This is a genomic window from Saccharibacillus sp. WB 17, assembly GCF_008634075.2.
Taxonomy (GTDB): domain Bacteria; phylum Bacillota; class Bacilli; order Paenibacillales; family Paenibacillaceae; genus Saccharibacillus; species Saccharibacillus brassicae.
This window is the reverse complement of sequence record NZ_VPFK02000016.1, coordinates 38,075-55,540: the sequence shown is the minus strand read 5'-3', so window position 1 is coordinate 55,540 and position 17,466 is coordinate 38,075. Positions and strand designations below refer to the sequence as shown.

Genomic DNA, 17,466 nt, shown 5'->3' with positions numbered 1-17,466 from the left:
TCCGTTATTAAGCATTAAGCGATGCTGATCTCTTCGTCTTCGAGCCGGACCGACACGAGCTTGGAGACGCCGCCTTCTTCCATCGTGACGCCGTACAGCACGTCCGCTTCTTCCATCGTGCCTTTGCGGTGCGTCACGACGATAAACTGCGTCTGCTCCGCAAATTCGCGCAAATATTGGGCGAACCGCGTCACGTTCGCTTCGTCGAGCGCCGCTTCCACTTCGTCCAGCACGCAGAACGGGACCGGCTTGACGTGCAGAATGGCGAACAGCAGCGCCATCGCGGTCAGCGAGCGTTCGCCGCCCGACAGCAGCTGCAGGTTTTGCAGCTTTTTGCCCGGAGGCTGGGCGACGATGTCGATACCCGTCTCCAGCAGATTATCCGGATCGAGCAGGACCAGATCGGCCCGCCCGCCGCCGAACAGCTTGGCGAATACCGTGCCGAACTGCCGGCGGATCGCGTCGAACGTCGTTTTGAAGCGTTTGGACATCTCTTCGTCCATCTCGCGAATGACGAGGTACAGCTGCGCCTTGGCTTCCATCAGGTCGTTTTTCTGCTCGTTCAGGAACTCGTAGCGCTCGCTGACCCGGTCGTATTCCTCGATCGCGCCGAGACTCACTTCGCCCAGCAGCGCAATCTTGCGCTTGATCTCCCGGACGTCGAGGCGGGCCGCTTCCGGATCTTCCGGCAGTTCGTGCCGCTGCTTCGCCAGCTCGTACCCCATGCCGTATTCGTCCGCCAGCTTTTGCAGCGTATTCTCCAGCTCCACGTCAAGCCGGTTGGCCTGAATTTCCGTGTGCCGAATCCGGTCTTCGACCGTCTTCAGCTCGCTGCGCTGCTTGTGCGTCTCGCCCTCGCGTTCTTCCAGCTTGCGCTGCCGCTCGGCGCGTTCGCCGCGCTTTTCTTCGAGCCTTTCCTGCGTTACGCTTTTGAGCTCTTTGGCTTCCTGCAGTTCGCGCACATGCTCTTCGGCGTTTTTGCGGTTCGCCGCAAGTTCCGCTTCGGCGGAGCGCAGCATTTTGCGCCGGTCGGCCAGCTGGTTCGACACCGTGCCGGTCTCTTCGCCCAATCGGCCCAGCCGCTCTTCGAGCGACGCCGTCTCCTGCACGAGCCGGCTTTCCCGGACCCGCAGTTCGGTCAGCGTGCCCTGCAGCTCTTCCTTGGCCGATTCGCTCGCTTTGCGCGCGAATTCCGCTGCGGCGATCGACTGGCGGGTCGCCGCTTCTTCGGCTTCCAGCTCCGCGAGCTTCGCTTCCGCTTTTTTGCGGCTTTCGCCTGCGCTTTCCAGCTCTTCCGCATAGCCCGAGCGCTCTTCGCCGTGCAGCGCGAACTGCTCGTTCACGTGGCGCAGCCCGTGCTCGGTCTGCTTCAGCTCGCCGTCCAGGCGCTGCTGATCGGCGCGCAGCGTATCGCCGCGTTCGCGCAGCTCGCCAAGGCGCTGTTCGCTTTGAACGGCCAATTCGCCGTTCTCGCGTTCTTCGCGCGTCAGGCGCGTAATCTCGCGCTCGCTGTCGCGGATTTCGCGTTCGAGCTGCTCCAGCACCCGCTTGCGTCCGAGCAGGCTGCTGCCGCGCCGGTTCTGGCTGCCGCCGGTCATCGAACCGCCGGCATTGACGACGTCGCCGTCCAGCGTCACGACGCGGTAACGGTAATTCAGCCGCGACGCGATAACGTTCGCGTCTTCGAGCGTCTCGGCCACGACCAGGCCGCCGAGCAGGCTGCCGACGATGCCGGCATACCGTTCGTCGGCTTCGACCAATTCGGCGCCGATGCCGACGAATCCGCCGGCGGAAGCGGCCGCGCGCTTGTCGCTGTCCGAGATATGCCGCGGACGGATAACGTCGAGCGGCAGGAACGTGGCGCGCCCGAGCTGGCGCTGCTTGAGATAGCCGATCGCTTTGCGGGACAGCGCTTCGTTCTCCATGACGATATGCTGCAGCGAAGCGCCGAGCGCCGTCTCGATCGCGGTCTCGATCTTCTGGGGCACGGTGATCAATTCGGCGACCGCGCCGTGCACCCCTTCGAGGCTGCGGCTGCGCGAAGCTTTGAGCACTTCTTTGACGCCGACCATGAAGCCTTCGAAATCTTCCTGCATCTCCTGCATCGTATCGCGCCGGGAGACGAGCGATTCGCGCTTTTGTTCCCATTTGCGCGCCGAAGCCGAACTGTCCGCCGCGTTTTTTTGCAGCGCGTGCAGCTTCTCGCTTTCTTCGATGTACGAGCGGCGCAGCGCCGCAATGTCGGCCGTGAGTTGTTCCAGAGCGGCTTTGCGTTCGGCGTGCTCCCCGTCGAGGCGCTTCTTCTCCGCTTCCCAGCGGCCGGATTCTTCGTCGACGCGGTTCATGCGCCGCATGACGCCTTCCTTTTGCTGATCCGCGTAACGAATTTCGTTGCGGGTCTGCGCCATTTTGTTCATGAGCTCCAGCAGATCGCCTTTGAGCGATTCTTCCTGCTCGTGGCTGATCCCTTCGGTCAAGCCGGTCAGCTTGGCCTGTTCCGCCGACAGTTCGGTCCGCAGATGGTCAAGTTCCAGCCGCGCCGCCTCGAGCTTGTTTTGCACAAACGAACTTTCCTGCTTGCGCTGGTCGAAGCGTTCGCCTTCGTTCTCGATCGCTTCCTTCAGCTGCTCGCGCGACTGCTCCAGGTTGCGGCGGCGCTCTTCGAGCAGCTGCGCGTAGCCTTCGGACTTCTCGGACAGCTCGCTGTAGCGCAGCAGGCGGCCCTGCAGCTCCTCGATCTCGTTCTCCGCGGCGCGCAGCGCCTGGCGATCGGTATCGAGCGTAAGATTGTGCTCTTCCACGATCGCCGACAGCCGTTCGCGCTGGCGCTCAAGCTCCGCCAGCTTCTCCGACGCCTCGGTCCACGCTTCGTGAATCTCGCCGATCTGGTAGACGAACAGCGAGATCTCTTTGCCCTGCAGTTCTTCCTTGAGCTCTTTGTAACGCCGCGCTTTGTCGGCCTGCGCTTTGAGCGGTCCGATCTGGTCTTCGAGTTCGGTAACCAGGTCGTGGATGCGCAGCAGGTTCTGCTCCGTATCCGCAAGCTTGCGGTTCGCTTCTTTTTTGCGCGATTTATATTTGACGATGCCCGACGCTTCTTCGAAAATGCCGCGCCGATCTTCGGAACGCGTGCTGAGGATCTCTTCGATCCGCCCCTGCCCGATGATCGAATACGCTTCTTTGCCGATGCCGGTATCCATAAACAGCTCGGTGATGTCTTTGAGCCGGCAGGGCTGCCGGTTGATCAGGTATTCGCTGTCTCCGCTGCGGTGGACGCGGCGGGTGACGGTGACTTCCGAAAAATCGAGCGGAAGCACCTGATCGGCGTTATCGAGCGTCAGCGACACTTCGCCGTAATTGACTGCCTTGCGCGCATCGCTGCCGGCAAAAATGATGTCTTCCATCTTTCCGCCGCGCAGACTTTTGGCGCTTTGTTCCCCCAATACCCAGCGGATGCCATCGGAAATATTGCTTTTCCCGCTTCCGTTCGGACCGACAACCGCGGTAATCCCGCGGACGAATTCCATTTCCGTTTTGTCGGCGAACGATTTGAATCCGGCGAGTTCGATCCGTTTCAGATACATGACCGCTGCTCACCTCCCCTTTCCTGTTGATCCTGCTGTTCTCCCGTTCGAGGTGCGTGCGGCCTGCCGCAAACGCGGCGGCCTTTTCTTTTACAACGAAAAAGAGCAAAAAGCGGCACGGGCAGACTTGCAGATCCCCGAAGTCAAGCATGCGGCCGCTCTTTGCTCTTTTTTTGTAGCTACAGTTTTAGCGTTTCCAACGCTGCAGCCGCAGCCTGCTGCTCGGCTTCCTTTTTGGAACGTCCGTTCCCGCGGCCCAAGCTGCGTTCGCCCATGTACACTTCGGACACGAATTCCCGCTCGTGCGCCGGTCCGCGTTCTTCCACGATCCGGTATTCGAGCACGCCGAGATTGTGATGTTGGGTCAATTCCTGAAGTTCGGTCTTGAAGTCGCTCATTTGCAGTTTGCCATCCCAGGCCACCTGCGGGAATACGTAGCGGTCGAGGAATCCCCGTACCGCTTCGAGCCCCTGATCGAGGTACAGCGCGCCCACGAACGATTCGAACACGTCCGCGAGCAGGGCCGGACGGCTGCGGCCGCCCGTCAGTTCCTCCCCTTTGCCGAGCAGCACGTAAGAGCCGAAATTCAGCACTTCCGCGAACTTGACCAGCGAAGGCTCGCACACGATCGCGGCGCGCAGCTTGGTCAGTTCGCCTTCCGGCCGGCCGGGATACCGATTGTAGAGAAATTCCGACACCGTCAGCTCCAGGACCGCGTCGCCCAGAAATTCGAGCCGCTCATTGTCATGATGCTGACTGAACCGGTGTTCATTGACATACGACGCATGCGTGAAAGCCTGTTTAAGCAGAGGCTTATCCGCAAACTGGACTCCTAGTTTTTGCTGCAGTTGTTTCAGATCTCCGCTCAACGTCCCGGCTCCTTACGCTTCGAATTTTTTGAGAATGACGGAAGCGTTATGGCCTCCGAAGCCGAACGAATTGGACATGACGACGTTCAGCTCGGCTTTGCGCGCCGTGTTCGGCACGTAGTCGAGATCGCACGCTTCGTCCGGATTCTCGATGTTGATGGTCGGTGCCATGATCTGGTTGTCCAGAGACAAAGCGCAGATGACCGCTTCCACGCCGCCGGCCGCGCCGAGCAGATGCCCGGTCATCGACTTGGTGGAGCTGACCGCCACTTTGTACGCGTGGTCGCCCAGCGCCATCTTGACGGCTTTGGTCTCCGACAGGTCGCCTGCCGGCGTGGACGTGCCGTGCGCGTTGATGTAATCCAGGTCTTCCGGCTGCAGTCCGGCGCTCTTGAGCGCCATCTTCATGCAGCGTGCCGCGCCGTCCGGATCGGGATCGGTCATATGGTGCGCGTCCGCGCTCAGGCCGTAGCCGACCACTTCCGCGTAGATGCGCGCACCGCGCGCCTCGGCATGCTCCAGCGATTCGAGCACGAACACGCCGGCGCCTTCGCCCATGATGAATCCGTCGCGTTCCTTGTCGAACGGACGGCTCGCTTTGGACGGATCGTCGTTGCGGGTCGACATGGCGCGCATGGCGCAGAAACCGGCCAGACCGGTCGGACGAATCGTCGCTTCCGCGCCGCCGCAGATCATCGCGTCGGCATCGCCGCGCGCGATCAGCTTGAACGAGTCGCCGATCGAATGCGTGCCGGTCGCGCAGGCCGTAACGACCGACGTGTTCGGGCCTTTGGCGCCGAGCTTGATCGAGACGTCGCCGGAGCCCATGTTCGCGATCATCATCGGGATAAAGAACGGGCTGACCCGCTTCGGCCCTTTTTGCAGCAGGGTCGTGAACTGGTCTTCCCACGTACCGAGTCCGCCGATGCCCGAACCGACGATGACGCCGATCCGTTCCGCTTCGACGGTGTCGCCGATTTTCAGGCCGCTGTCCTGCAGCGCCTGCGTGGAGGCCGCGTAAGCGAACTGCACGTAGCGGTCCATCTTGCGGGCTTCCTTGCGTTCCACATAGTCTTCGGGATTGAAGTCGTGAATCTCCGCGGCAATCTGCGTCGGATACTCGCTGACGTCGAAGCTCTCGATTTTCGAGACACCCGATTTGCCCGCGAGCAAACTGTTCCAAAACGTTTCCACGTCCTTGCCGAGGGAAGTCACGACTCCCATACCGGTAACGACTACTCTGTGCTGCTGTTCCATATGGGTCACCTCTATATCTGCGAATCCCGCTAACGGGAGTTCTGATTATTTATTCCCTATTCGATCCCTAATTGTTCCCTAAATGAAGGAGAAGTCCCGAGCCGGCTTTATGAAAAAGCGCGGAGCGGGACTCTTTAACGCCCTTAGGTATGAGATTGTATATAACTTACAACATCACCTACGGTCGTAATCTTCTCTGCGTCTTCGTCAGAGATCTCCATGTCGAACTCGTCTTCCAGCTCCATGACCAATTCAACCACGTCGAGCGAGTCCGCTCCGAGATCTTCCTTGAAAGAAGCCGTTGGCGTAACTTCCGCTTCGTCGGCGCCAAGGCGGTCCACGACGATGCGCGTTACGCGCTCCATTACATCAGACATCCGATTCACCTCCTCTTCAAAAGGTATTATACGAGAAGCTCCGCCAAAATGCCACTGTTTGAAGCAGGGTTTGCAAACAAGCGGTTTACAACCCCTGCCAGCGATGGTTTACATGTACATGCCGCCATCGACATGAAGGACTTGTCCCGTCATGTACGAAGCGTCGGGCGAAACCAGAAAAGCGACGGCCGTCGCGACTTCCTCCGGACGGCCGAGACGGTTCAGCGGGATACCCGCGAGCAGTCCCGCTTTGAGTTCTTCCGACAATACGTCGGTCATATCCGTGTCGATAAAACCGGGCGCCACGCAGTTGACCGTAATGCCGCGGCTGCTGAATTCGCGCGCGCACGACTTGGTCATGCCGATCACGCCGGCTTTGGCCGCCGTGTAGTTGACCTGCCCGGCGTTGCCGATCGTGCCCACGACGGACGAGATGTTGACGATCCGGCCCGAGCGCTGCTTCATCATCGGCCGGCTTACGGCTTTGATGCAGTTGAACACGCCTTTGAGGTTTGTCTCGATCACGTCGTCGAATTCTTCTTCCTTCATGCGCATCACCAGATTGTCGCGGGTAATGCCGGCATTGTTGATCAAAATGTCGAGGCTGCCGAATGCGGCGGCCACCGCTTTGACCAACTCTTCCGCTTCGGCGCTTTTGCCCACGTTCGCTTTGAACGCGGCCGCTTTGACGCCGAGCGCTTCGAGCTCGCGCACCACTTCGAGCGCCGCCGCTTCGTTGCCGGCGTAGTTGACCGCCACGTTTGCGCCGCGGCGTCCCAGTTCAAGCGCGATCGCCCGGCCGATGCCGCGCGAAGCGCCCGTCACGAGAGCGTTCTGCCCCTTGATTGACTGTTCCATGTTAACCTCCCGCTTGGGCGCGCCCTGCCCGGCCGACGATCGGCGAACGGAAAGGGCGCGTCCCGGAAAATAAGATCCGTGTCCGGACGGAAGCTTTACGCGTCCGCCGCGCACGGGGTTTCATTCGATCAGCCGGAGTTTTGCCTAGGCCAGCGCTTCGGCCAGCGCATCCGCGCTTTCGAGACTGTTCACGCTGAAAATCCGGACGGATTTGTCGATTTTCTTGATCAGGCCGGCCAATACGCTGCCCGGACCGATCTCGACGAACGTATCGACGCCTTCGGCAATCAGCCACCGGACGCTGTCTTCCCACAGCACCGGCGAATACACCTGGCTGACGAGCGACTGCCGCAGCGCTTGTGCGCCGCTGACCGGGCGGGCGCTGACGTTGGCCACGACCGGAAAAGCTCCTTCGTGAAACTGAACGTCCGCAAGCGCCTCGCCGAGCCGCTCGGCCGCTTCCTTCATCAGCGACGAATGGAACGGTCCGCTGACTTCCAGCGCGATCGCGCGCTTGGCGCCGGCTTCCTTGACGCGGGCGCTAAGCGCCGCGACGCCTTCGGCCGAACCGGACACGACAATCTGTCCGGGGCAGTTCAGGTTCGCCGGCTCGACGACCGTTCCCGCCGCAGAAATGTCCGCGCACAGCGCGGTCAGCTGGTCGCGATCGGCGCCGAGCACGGCCGCCATCGCGCCCTGCCCGCCCGGAACGGCCGCTTCCATGAACTGTCCGCGGGCGCGGACCGTCGATACGGCGTCTTCGAACGAGAGAATGCCGGCGGCGGCAAGCGCGCTGTATTCGCCCAGGCTGTGCCCGGCCGCGTAATCCGCCTTGATGCCTGCCGCCTTGACCGCTTCCAGCAGCGCAAGGCTTGCCGTCAGCAGCGCAGGCTGCGTGTTCGCCGTCTGCTTGAGTTCTTCAACCGGTCCGTCGAACGCAAGCTTCGTCAGCTGCAATCCGAGCGTACGGTCCGCCGCTTCGAACAGCGCGCGGGCTGCCGGCAGCGCGTCGTACGCGTCGCGGGCCATGCCCACGCTCTGCGCGCCCTGTCCGGGGAATACGAATGCTATTTTACCCATCGTGAATGCTCCTCCCTTACCTGAACGGTACTTGCCCGACCGGTACTTACCCGACCGGTACAATGCTGCTTGCCCGATCAGTGCTTACCAGATCAATGCCGCTCCGCCCCACGTCAAGCCGCCGCCGAAGCCGACCATGACGACACGGTCGCCTTCTTTGATCCGGCCTTGTTCGTAGGCTTCGACGAGCGCCAGAGGAATCGAGGCGGCCGACGTATTGGCGTACTTGTCCACGTTGATCATGACGCGATCTTCCGACAGGTCAAGCCGCTGCATCGCGGATTGGATAATCCGGATGTTCGCTTGATGCGGAATGAACAGGTCGATATCGTCTTTGGTCATGTCCGCTTTGCGCAGCACTTCCTCGGTGGCCGTGCCCATGATGCGGACCGCGAACTTGAATACGTCGCGTCCGTTCATCTGAATGAAATGCAGGCGCTGGTCGATCGTCTCCTGCGAAGCCGGCAGGCGCGAACCGCCCGCCGCCTGCTGAAGCAGGCCGCCGCCCGCGCCTTCGGCGCCGAGATCGAACGACTGGAAGCCGCGTCCTTCCGGCACTTCGCCGAGAATGACCGCGCCCGCGCCGTCGCCGAACAGCACGCAGGTGTTGCGGTCGGTGTAATCGGTAATGCGCGACAGCGTGTCGGCACCGATCACGAGGGCATTATTGTACATGCCGTTCTGAATAAATCCCGTCGCCGCCGCGAGGCTGTACACGAACCCGGAGCAGGCCGCGCCGAGGTCGAAAGCCGCCGCTTTCTTGGCGCCCAGCTTGTCCTGCAAAATGCAGGCCGTCGAAGGGAACGACGTGTCCGGCGTAACGGTAGCCACGACGATCAGATCAAGTTGATCCGCCGTCATGCCGGCCGCGGCCAAAGCCTGAACGGCCGCTTCGTACGCCAGATCGGACGTCGCCTGTTCCGGAGCCGCGATATGGCGCTCCCGGATTCCGGTCCGGCTGACGATCCATTCGTCGTTCGTATCTACCATTTTCTCAAGCTCTGCGTTGTCCAAAATGCGCTCCGGCACATATTTGCCTGTTCCGATCACGCCGACCGGCCGTAAGTTCTTCATTGATCCGTCACTCTCTTCCCGCTGATTTGCTGATTTACGTGTTCCATACTTGCCGAGATGCTCGGCACGAGCCGGTGTTCGATCGCCGTTCTCGCCTGCCGCACCGCGTTTTTGATCGCTTCGGCGTCCGACGAACCGTGCGCCTTGATCACGAGCCCGTTCAATCCGAGCAGCGGAGCGCCGCCGTGTTCCTTGTAATCCATTTTGGACTTCAGGCCGCGCAGCTGCGGCATGACGAGCGCCGCGCCGATCTTCGCCTTGAACGAAGACGTCAATTCCTGCTTGAGCAGCTTGAATACCGCTCCGGCCGTGCCTTCCAGCGCTTTGAGCAAAATGTTGCCCGCGAATCCGTCGCAGACAAGCACGTCGCAGACGCCTTCCAGAATGTCGCGCGCTTCGACGTTGCCGACGAAGTTGATCGGCAGTTCGGCGATGAGCGGATAAGCCGCTTTGGTCAGCTCGTTGCCTTTGCCCGGCTCGGTGCCGACGTTCAGCAGGCCCACTCTGGGACGCTGGATGCCGTGTACCTTCTCGCGGTACAGACTGCCCATCAGCGCGTACTGCGCCAGATGCTCGGGCTTGGCGTCCATATTGGCGCCGAGGTCCAGCGCAAGCGTGCCCTGCCCGCTCTCGTCGAGCGTCGGGATCATCGGCGCGAGCGCCGGACGTTCCACGCCGTTCATGCGTCCGACGACGAGCAGGCCCGTCGTCATGAGCGCGCCGGTGTTGCCGGCGGAGATCATCGCGTCCGCAAGACCTTCCTTGACCATCCGTCCGGCCACGACCATCGAAGCGTCCTTTTTGCGGCGTACCGCTTTGACCGGTTCGTCCTCGCCCGAGATCACTTCGCCCGCATGGACGATATGAAGATTGGGCAGCCCCGCGCCGATCAGCGGCGCAAGCTTCGATTCTTCGCCGACCAGCCGGATCGTCAGATCGCTCCATTCGGCCGCGGCCGCAAGCGCTCCGGCCGCCGTGCTCTCGGGGGCGTGGTCGCCGCCCATGGCGTCTATTGCAATAATCATGTCCGCGTCCTCCTCGTCGTAACCGCCTACCGGTTCTTGTCGTCGGACCGGTAAATGATGAAGTTTCCCTGAAATACCATCTCTTCCCCGACATAGGAAAGCACTTCGACCTTGGCTCTGCCCGCCTTGCCCGGACTGCTCCGGACGTACGCTTTGGCGATGCACTTCTCGCCGAGATGGATCGGGCGCACGAAGCGCAGATCTGCCGAGGCGGTCAACGCGATCTCGTCGTTGATGACCGCGACGGCCAGCGAGTTGGCCTGGGCGAAAATATGGTGACCGCGCGCAATCTGCGTGCGGCTGAATACATGTTCGTCGCGGATCTCGAAGATCGAAATGCCGCTTCGGTCGAGCTGAAGATCGATAATGTCGCCGATCACTTCTTCCGCAGCCAGCGACCGCACCTGGTCGTAAGACCGTTCCGCCATCAGCTTCATCCGCTCGCGGAGCTCGGGAATGCCGAGCTCCATCCGGTCGAGGCGAATGGTCTGAATGCTGACTTTGAGGCGGCGGGTCAGTTCCCGGTCGGTTACGAACGGATTCTCGTCGATCAATTCGACGAGTCTCTGCTGGCGCTGCCGTTTCGGTAAACGTTCGATGCCGGTCTCCTCCTTATGCCGCCCGTATGCTGGGTAAAACTTGCGCGAGCGGCAAAGCGGCGCCGAACGCCGCCTTCCCACCCGCTTGATCCGATTATTCGCGCCCGCTGCCGGGCCGCTTCCCCTTTGAATCGACTCTTTCGCGAAGGCCGCGCATTCTTGTGCGCTTCTATGTAGGTCCGCCGCGAAAAATTTTAGAACCTGGTACTAACCGCTAGTATAAATCATTCTCCCGCAAAAGGAAAGGGGCACGCGCTTCCTGCCTGCCGCCCCTTCTTGGCACGCCGCAAAAAAGCGCAGCCCCGACATCAAAAGAGGGATAAAAAAGGCCTTATAAAAGGACATAAAAAAAAGCCCCGCCGGGCGGCGAGGCTTTTTCGGAACCGCCGAAGCGATCGCTTATTGAGAAATAACTTCTCTGGACTTGTAAGTTCCGCAAACTTTGCATACGTGGTGAGCCAGCTTCAGCTCTCCGCATTGTTCGCACTTCACCATGCCCGGCACCGCCAGCTTGAAATGCGTGCGACGCTTGTCGCGGCGCGTCTTGGACGTTCTCCGTTGAGGTACTGCCATGTTTAACACCTCCTTATTCAAGTCAACCGGCCCGAAGGCCGGATGTTTGTGCTGGACATCCTGCGCTTACTTAAAGAAATCTTTGAGCCCGGCAAGCCGGGGGTCGATTACCGTATTGTCGCAGCCGCAGGCCGTTTCGTTCAGGTTCGTTCCGCACGTCTGGCAGAGCCCTTTGCAGTCCTCTTTGCAGAGCGGCGCGTTGGGCACGCCGAGCGTCACGTACTCTTCCAGATACGGCGTCAGCTCGAAAACGTCGTCGTCCGTGAGGATCATGTCCTCGTCGTCTTCAAGGTCCGCTTCATTCTCTTCGCGCTTCTTGAACCGCTCTTCGAAATGAATGTTCAATTCGATACGAGCCGGTTCGAGGCACCGCGAGCAAACCATGTCCAAATGTCCCTTCAGCGTTCCGCTTACGCCTACCGTTCCGTCCATCGACGGCATTGCCGTCAAATCGGCTTGAACGGGAGCGGCGGAAAGCACGTCGGTACGACCCTGGATCGATTGTTCGATCGGCACGCTGCCTTCCAGAACAACCGGTTCACCGTTTTGAATCGTTCTGCGCAAATGCAGACGCATATTCATCACTCCAAACAAACAAAGTTATTATATCGACTTATCTTTGGTTTTGTCAACCGTCAGTCAAGTATTTTTCATTTACGCCCTTTTCGGCGCGGGCCGCGGCTTAGAGAGCGATTTGTCTCTTTCGCCAAAGCTTTTGCGCGTGTAAGCTAGGAGAAGCGCTCGTGCGGTTCGCGCCTGGACGGCACGTTCCTTGCGGTCTTCCCGTTCGCAGCGTAAAAAAAGTTCCGGGATCTGCCGGACGAAGTTTCATTCTACCATATATTTTCTGACTTGTTAAGGGAGGAGACCCGATCTTTATATGAAAACGGTCGGATTGGTCGTCGAATACAACCCGTTCCATAACGGCCACCTGTTTCATCTGCGCCGTTCGCTCGATATTTCCGGCGCCGAAGCTTCGGTCGCCGTCATGAGCGGACCGTTCATGCAGCGCGGCGAACCGGCGCTGCTGTCCAAGCGCGCCCGGGCCGAAATGGCGCTTGCCGCCGGCGTGGACCTCGTGCTGGAGCTGCCGGTGCTGTACGCGCTCCAGCCGGCGGAATGGTTCGCTTTCGGTGCCGTGTCGCTGCTGGACGCCTCGGGCGTCGTGGACAGCGTCTGCTTCGGCAGCGAGAGCGGCGAGATCGCGCCGCTGCTGGATCTGGCTTCGCGCATGCAGGCCGGCGAATCGCCGGCTCTGCGCGAAGCGCTGCGCCAGGCCCTGGCCGAGGGCCTGAGCTTCCCGGCCGCCTACGCCAGGGCGGCCCAGGAGCAGGGCGGCGGCGATTCCGCCGCGGCCGCCGCCCTGCTGGGCAATCCGAACGATACGCTCGGATTGCATTACGTGCTTGCGCTGCGCCGGCTCGCAAGCGGTATGGCGCCGCTCGCCGTGCGGCGCGAACAGGCCGGCTATCACGATGCCGGCCTGCCGGGCGGCGGCGCGATCGCAAGCGCCACCGCCGTGCGCGCGGCGCTCGCCCGCGGCGCCGGCGGCCTGAACGAGGCCGCCCCGTACCTGCCGCCTTCTTCGCTGCGCATCCTGCGGCGCGAAGCGGAAGCCGGCCGCATGCTGCCGGAAGGCTGGGAGGCGCTGGCGCAGCCTCTGCTGACGTCGCTTATTACGCGCCCGCCCGAAGAGCTTGCCCTCGTCCCCGGCATGGCCGAGGGCCTGGAACACCGCATTGCCGCCGCGCTGCCGCGCCTGCCCGTGCCGGGCGTGGAGGCGCTGCTCGCCGCGATCAAGACCAAGCGCTACACGCGCACCCGGCTGCAGCGGCTGCTGGCGCACGCGCTGCTGAACCATCGCGGCCCCATGTTCGGCCGCGACAGCCTCGCCCGCGGACCGCAGTATATCCGCGTGCTCGGCTTTTCGCCGACAGGCCGGCAGCTGCTCAAAAGCATGAAAAAAACGGCGAAGCTGCCGGTCGTCGTCCGCGCCGCGGATTTTCCCCATCCGCAGCTCCAGCTCGATATCCGGGCTTCCGCCGTTCAGGCGTCGGCTTTCCCGTCTCCCGACGTACGGGAGATGTATGCCGATTATTACGCGCCGCCGATCGCGGAGTATTGATTTTTCGTAGGAATCCCGTAGAACTTGCGCGGACTTTTCGCGTTTTTCGCGCGTCCGGGATGCTGCTTGGGCGCCCGGACGTTTTTGGCTTGCACCTCTGCGGCGTCCGCGTTTGCGTCTGCGTGCGCGGACGTCTTTTCCAGGCGCGACGTCAGTCTTTGACCGACATTTTGTCGATATAATCGAGCGCTTCCTGCAGCGTCCCTACGGGAACGAGCTTCATGGAAGACTTCGTCTCCCGCAGCTTCAGCTCGGCTTCCGCGTAATTGCCCTGCGGCACGAAGAACAGGTCGGCGCCTTTTTGCTCCGCCGCCACGATCTTGTGCTGCACGCCGCCGATCTCGCCGACCGTTCCGTCCGACTTGATCGTGCCGGTTCCGGCGATCCGGTAACCGCGCGTCAGGTCGCCGGGCGTGAGCTGGTTGTAGATCTCCAGCGTGAACATCAGACCCGCCGACGGTCCGCCCACCTGCGTCTGCGTAAAGATCACTTCGTCGGCCGCATCGTCCGGATCGATACGCATCACTTCGCCTGTCGAGACGCCAAAGCCCGCGCGCGTCGTGCCGTCTTCGTTCGGAATCTCGACCAGTTTTACCGACTGCCGCAGCGTTCGTCCGTTCCTCTCCAGCGACACTTCGACCGTATCGCCGGCCGTATACGATTCGAGCTGCTTGCGCAGCCCTTCGAGCGTGGATACTTTTTGCCCGTCGACGGCCGTGATTTTGTCGCCCGTCACGAATTCCCGCTGCTGCGGGTCGCGGTCGGGCACCGTCGTAATAAAGACGTATTCCGTCTCGACGTCGAACGGAACGCCCGCTTCCCGGTAAGCCGCGGCTACGGCCGACGATTGCGAGGAGTTCATGTAATACTGCTGCGTGATCCGGTATTCGTCGTCGTCCTGATCCTGATTGCGTTTGCCGATCTCGGCATCGTCGTCGAGCAGCGACAAGCCGAGCAGCGCCAGATTGGCGTACGTGACCGATACGGTCGTCATCAGGAACGAACCGTTCTCTTCCGGGTCGGCCCCCGCTACGCGGACCATCGGCTTGATCTCGTCGGCGCTGCCCGGCCGCTCGATCGTGTACGACGTCGGCATGTAGACGAGCACGTACACGAGCAGGGCAAGGCACAGCAAATAAGCCAGCGTCCGAAGACGCGGCAGCCTGAATTGCGGCATAAAGGTCGTTCAGCTCCTCCTGCTTGAACGGGCTTCGCGCAGGGTGCATATGCATCTTTCGCGAAGCCCGTTTGTCGGTAATGGGTATGACGATCTATTCGCCCTATTCGCCGTGCAGCTTCGCCCATAGCGCCGTGCGCACTTCCGGCGTCACCAGTTCGCTGATATCGCCTTTGAACTGCGAAATTTCTTTGACGACGCTTGAACTGAGATACGAATACAGCGGATTGGTCATCATAAAAATGGTCTCGACATTCTCGTTCAGCTTGCGGTTCGTCGTCGCGATCTGCAATTCGTATTCGAAGTCCGTAACGGAGCGCACGCCCCGCACGACGACCTGCGCCTGCTTCTGATCGACATAGTTGACGAGCAGATCGCGGAACACGTCCACTTCCACGTTCGGCAGGTCGGCCGTGGCCTGGCGCAGCAGGTCCGCCCGCTCTTCGGCCGTGAACAGCGGCTTCTTGCTCAAATTGTTGAGCACGGCCACGATCAGGCGGTCGTACTGCTTGGCGGCGCGGTGGATAATATCCATATGCCCGAGCGTCACCGGATCGAAACTTCCCGGGTAGACGGCGATCCGTTCGATTTTGGTCACTTTTTCCATCAGGATTCCAACTCCTCCTCTGCGGGCTGTGTCTGTTCGCCCTGCTGCGTCTTCCAGTTGTAAATGGAGACAGCGGTTTCCCCGTATACGGCTTTGCGCTGCAGCTCGAACCCGCCGAACGCTTCCGGATATTCGTACGACGATTCGTATTCCAGCAGCACGACCGCTTCCTGCTTGAGCAGGCCGGCTTCTTCCATATAGAGCATCAGCTCCGCGCCGTTCTTCATCCGGTAAGGCGGGTCCAGCAGCACCAGATCGAACGCCGCGTCCCGCTTGGCCAGCGCTTTGAGCGCACGCTGGGCGTCGTTGCGGTACACTTCGGCGCGGCTCTCGAATCCGGTCACTTTGAGATTCGCGCGCACGACTTCGATACTTTTGGCGTCCGCGTCGACCAGGATCGCCCGCTCCATGCCGCGGCTGATCGCTTCGATCGCGAGCCCGCCGGTGCCGGCGAACAGGTCAAGCACCGCTCCCCCTTCGAAAAAAGGTCCAATCATGCTGAATATCGCTTCTTTGACTTTATCGGTCGTCGGGCGCGTTCCTCGGCCCGGCACCGCTTTGAGCGGTCTTCCTTTTGCTTCTCCGGCTACTACTCTCACGCCTTGTCGTCCTCCCGTTTCTGCATGCTGCGCCGGTCTGTCGGCTAGTTCTTATCGTAACACAACCCGGCGGCGAGTAAAACGGCGGGAATCGGCTCGGCACCGCGCGTAGCAGCCCCGATGCGCGGCCTTTTAAACGCGGAAAAGATCGCCATGCGACTTCGCTAGACCTTAAGCGCGTAAAAACTCGCCATGCGACTTCCGATCGGCCGCTTCCTTTTTCGTCTTCGCCGAAATAAATGCGTGCGTACAGTTATTTTGGTGAAAAACAGGTGATTTGGCGAAATAGGTGCGCTCATCCACTTAATGGACTCGTTTGCCGGCTTGCGCCGCTTTTTTATCGCAAATAACTGCTTTGTCGCACTTATTTTTGCAAAAAGCCTGAGTCCGGTATGAATAAGTGGAAAAAAGCAGTTATTTTCAAATTTCGAGGGTGGGGTCTTAGGGGTTTAAGGGTTTGGGGTTCGGGTTGTGGGATTCGCGCCAAGCTTTTTTTCAACATAAAAAAACCTCCGGCTTCCGGCGCGTCTCTCCTATAGCTAGTAGAGAAGCGCGGGATGCCTGGAGGGGAAAACGAATTCGGAAGACGAGCGGCGGTCCGTCGGCGAGACAGCTTGATCCGTTATCGAAAACGAACCTTCCGTCGTCGAACGGCTCGCCCCGTCGTCGGAAACGAGCCGCCCGTTACCGAGCCGACTGCTCCGATGCCCGGTCTGCCGACGAGTACGCCGCGCCCGTAATCGAATCGGACTTACTCCGCCGTGCCCGTATGCCGGAACAGGTGGGCCGGTTGGCCTTTGGGGCCGGGGCGGCAGACGAACAGCGCGCCGGCCAGCGGCTGCTCGGCTTTTTGCTCGTCGGACAAGCCGTCGATCGCCGTCGTGATATACAGGTCGCCGTAATCGGCGCCGCCGAACGCGCAGCAGGTGACGTTGTCGACAGGCAGCAGGATTTCGCCGACTTTGAGACCTGCGGCAGGGTCCCATTTGCTGACGCGGCCGCCGCCGTAATGCGCGATCCACAGATGGCCGTCGGCGTCGACCGCCATGCCGTCCGGGAAGCCTTCTTCGTCGTCGAAGGAGACGACGGTGCGCTCCGCGCCGAGTTCGCCTCGTTCCACGTCGAATTCGAACGCCTGGACTTTCTGTGTGCCGGTATCGATGTAGTACAGCACCGTGCCGTCGGGACTCCAGCCGAGTCCGTTCGAGGTGGACACGTCGCCGAAGATGCGGCGCGTCGACAGATCGCCGTCCAGACAGTAGAACGCGCCTTCGCGCTCTTTGCCGACAAGACTCATCGTGCCCGCCCAGAACCGGCCGGCCGCGTCGCATTTGCCGTCGTTGAACCGGTTGTCGGTGCGGTTCTCGGGATCGTGGATCGGCGTCTGCCGACGGCTGTTCAAGTCGTAGAAGACGAAGCCGCTCTCGACAGCCAGCACGACCGTATCGTCGGTATGGCCGACGGCCGCGCCCGCTCGTTCCGGCAGTTCGTGCACGTCTTCGCTGCCGTCCTCCGGATTGTAGAAGCGCAGCTGCTTGCCTTCGATGTCGACCCACATCAGCGTCTGCTTGTCCTCCAGCCAGTTGGGACCTTCGCCGAGCGTCGCCCGGTATTCGGAGACCGGCTCCGGTGTGATGCCTTTGAATTCGTTCATCTCGATTC

Annotated in this window: 16 protein-coding genes; 1 reads left to right on the top strand and 15 read right to left on the bottom strand. The window is 61.1% G+C overall.

Going from position 1 to position 17,466, the window contains the following annotated elements; translation table 11 throughout:
• Window positions 1–14 precede the first annotated feature (14 nt).
• From smc to FTE24_RS08350, 11 genes are all read right to left on the bottom strand, one after another.
• A complete protein-coding gene (smc, locus tag FTE24_RS08400; protein WP_150230914.1) occupies window positions 15–3,584 on the bottom strand; it encodes a chromosome segregation protein SMC in 3,570 nt (1,189 codons plus the stop codon).
• A gap of 179 nt (window positions 3,585–3,763) precedes the next feature.
• The gene (gene rnc, locus FTE24_RS08395) at window positions 3,764–4,453 is read right to left on the bottom strand and encodes a ribonuclease III (RefSeq protein WP_141449361.1); all 690 of its coding nucleotides are present in this window, start codon (window positions 4,451–4,453) and stop codon (window positions 3,764–3,766) included.
• A 12-nt stretch (window positions 4,454–4,465) separates the two neighbouring features.
• The gene (gene fabF, locus FTE24_RS08390; RefSeq protein WP_150230916.1) at window positions 4,466–5,710 is read right to left on the bottom strand and encodes a beta-ketoacyl-ACP synthase II; all 1,245 of its coding nucleotides are present in this window, start codon (window positions 5,708–5,710) and stop codon (window positions 4,466–4,468) included.
• 143 nt (window positions 5,711–5,853) lie between these two features.
• Window positions 5,854–6,087 (bottom strand): acyl carrier protein, encoded by a 234-nt coding sequence (gene acpP / locus FTE24_RS08385; protein ID WP_141449359.1) that lies wholly within the window; start codon window positions 6,085–6,087, stop codon window positions 5,854–5,856.
• 108 nt (window positions 6,088–6,195) lie between these two features.
• Window positions 6,196–6,945, bottom strand: a complete 750-nt coding sequence (gene fabG, locus FTE24_RS08380) for a 3-oxoacyl-[acyl-carrier-protein] reductase (RefSeq protein WP_150230918.1) — start codon at window positions 6,943–6,945, stop codon at window positions 6,196–6,198.
• Window positions 6,946–7,089: 144 nt separating this feature from the next.
• Window positions 7,090–8,025, bottom strand: a complete 936-nt coding sequence (fabD, locus tag FTE24_RS08375) for an ACP S-malonyltransferase (RefSeq protein WP_150230920.1) — start codon at window positions 8,023–8,025, stop codon at window positions 7,090–7,092.
• Window positions 8,026–8,109: 84 nt separating this feature from the next.
• On the bottom strand, window positions 8,110–9,099 hold the full coding sequence (locus FTE24_RS08370) for a beta-ketoacyl-ACP synthase III (RefSeq protein WP_150230922.1): 990 nt from the start codon (window positions 9,097–9,099) through the stop codon (window positions 8,110–8,112).
• Entirely contained in the window at window positions 9,096–10,124 is a 1,029-nt protein-coding gene (plsX, locus tag FTE24_RS08365; RefSeq protein ID WP_150230923.1) for a phosphate acyltransferase PlsX, read from the bottom strand. The genes FTE24_RS08370 and plsX overlap by 4 nt, the downstream gene beginning before the upstream one ends.
• Window positions 10,125–10,150: 26 nt before the next feature.
• The gene (gene fapR / locus FTE24_RS08360) at window positions 10,151–10,723 is read right to left on the bottom strand and encodes a transcription factor FapR (protein WP_037282468.1); all 573 of its coding nucleotides are present in this window, start codon (window positions 10,721–10,723) and stop codon (window positions 10,151–10,153) included.
• Window positions 10,724–11,122: 399 nt separating this feature from the next.
• A complete protein-coding gene (gene rpmF, locus FTE24_RS08355; protein WP_018975076.1) occupies window positions 11,123–11,296 on the bottom strand; it encodes a 50S ribosomal protein L32 in 174 nt (57 codons plus the stop codon).
• Window positions 11,297–11,362: 66 nt separating this feature from the next.
• On the bottom strand, window positions 11,363–11,872 hold the full coding sequence (locus tag FTE24_RS08350; RefSeq protein ID WP_160441697.1) for a YceD family protein: 510 nt from the start codon (window positions 11,870–11,872) through the stop codon (window positions 11,363–11,365).
• A gap of 304 nt (window positions 11,873–12,176) precedes the next feature.
• Here FTE24_RS08350 and FTE24_RS08345 point away from each other — a divergent pair, with 304 nt between their 5' ends.
• Window positions 12,177–13,421, top strand: a complete 1,245-nt coding sequence (locus FTE24_RS08345) for a tRNA(Met) cytidine acetate ligase (RefSeq protein WP_150230925.1) — start codon at window positions 12,177–12,179, stop codon at window positions 13,419–13,421.
• A gap of 151 nt (window positions 13,422–13,572) precedes the next feature.
• Here FTE24_RS08345 and FTE24_RS08340 read toward each other — a convergent pair whose 3' ends face one another.
• The 4 genes from FTE24_RS08340 to FTE24_RS08325 all read right to left on the bottom strand — a co-directional run bounded on the left by FTE24_RS08340 (window position 13,573) and on the right by FTE24_RS08325 (window position 17,458).
• The gene (locus FTE24_RS08340) at window positions 13,573–14,598 is read right to left on the bottom strand and encodes a SepM family pheromone-processing serine protease (RefSeq protein ID WP_150230927.1); all 1,026 of its coding nucleotides are present in this window, start codon (window positions 14,596–14,598) and stop codon (window positions 13,573–13,575) included.
• A gap of 103 nt (window positions 14,599–14,701) precedes the next feature.
• Window positions 14,702–15,205, bottom strand: coding sequence for a pantetheine-phosphate adenylyltransferase (gene coaD, locus FTE24_RS08335; RefSeq protein WP_141450545.1), 504 nt, complete (start codon window positions 15,203–15,205; stop codon window positions 14,702–14,704).
• Window positions 15,205–15,804, bottom strand: a complete 600-nt coding sequence (rsmD, locus tag FTE24_RS08330) for a 16S rRNA (guanine(966)-N(2))-methyltransferase RsmD (RefSeq protein ID WP_150230929.1) — start codon at window positions 15,802–15,804, stop codon at window positions 15,205–15,207. The genes coaD and rsmD overlap by 1 nt, the downstream gene beginning before the upstream one ends.
• A gap of 751 nt (window positions 15,805–16,555) precedes the next feature.
• Window positions 16,556–17,458 (bottom strand): SMP-30/gluconolactonase/LRE family protein, encoded by a 903-nt coding sequence (locus FTE24_RS08325; RefSeq protein WP_150230931.1) that lies wholly within the window; start codon window positions 17,456–17,458, stop codon window positions 16,556–16,558.
• Between the last annotated feature and the right edge of the window lie 8 nt (window positions 17,459–17,466).

Bases quoted from the DNA above. Each gene is read 5' to 3' on its own strand.
- smc (WP_150230914.1), bottom strand. From the start codon at position 3,584: ATGTATCTGAAACGGATCGAACTCGCCGGATTCAAATCGTTCGCCGAC.
- FTE24_RS08370 (WP_150230922.1), bottom strand. From the start codon at position 9,099: ATGAAGAACTTACGGCCGGTCGGCGTGATCGGAACAGGCAAATATGTG.
- acpP (WP_141449359.1), bottom strand. From the start codon at position 6,087: ATGTCTGATGTAATGGAGCGCGTAACGCGCATCGTCGTGGACCGCCTT.
- fabF (WP_150230916.1), bottom strand. From the start codon at position 5,710: ATGGAACAGCAGCACAGAGTAGTCGTTACCGGTATGGGAGTCGTGACT.
- FTE24_RS08325 (WP_150230931.1), bottom strand. From the start codon at position 17,458: ATGAACGAATTCAAAGGCATCACACCGGAGCCGGTCTCCGAATACCGG.
- fabG (WP_150230918.1), bottom strand. From the start codon at position 6,945: ATGGAACAGTCAATCAAGGGGCAGAACGCTCTCGTGACGGGCGCTTCG.
- coaD (WP_141450545.1), bottom strand. From the start codon at position 15,205: ATGGAAAAAGTGACCAAAATCGAACGGATCGCCGTCTACCCGGGAAGT.
- rpmF (WP_018975076.1), bottom strand. From the start codon at position 11,296: ATGGCAGTACCTCAACGGAGAACGTCCAAGACGCGCCGCGACAAGCGT.
- FTE24_RS08345 (WP_150230925.1), top strand. From the start codon at position 12,177: ATGAAAACGGTCGGATTGGTCGTCGAATACAACCCGTTCCATAACGGC.
- FTE24_RS08350 (WP_160441697.1), bottom strand. From the start codon at position 11,872: ATGCGTCTGCATTTGCGCAGAACGATTCAAAACGGTGAACCGGTTGTT.
- plsX (WP_150230923.1), bottom strand. From the start codon at position 10,124: ATGATTATTGCAATAGACGCCATGGGCGGCGACCACGCCCCCGAGAGC.
- fabD (WP_150230920.1), bottom strand. From the start codon at position 8,025: ATGGGTAAAATAGCATTCGTATTCCCCGGACAGGGCGCGCAGAGCGTG.
- FTE24_RS08340 (WP_150230927.1), bottom strand. From the start codon at position 14,598: ATGCCGCAATTCAGGCTGCCGCGTCTTCGGACGCTGGCTTATTTGCTG.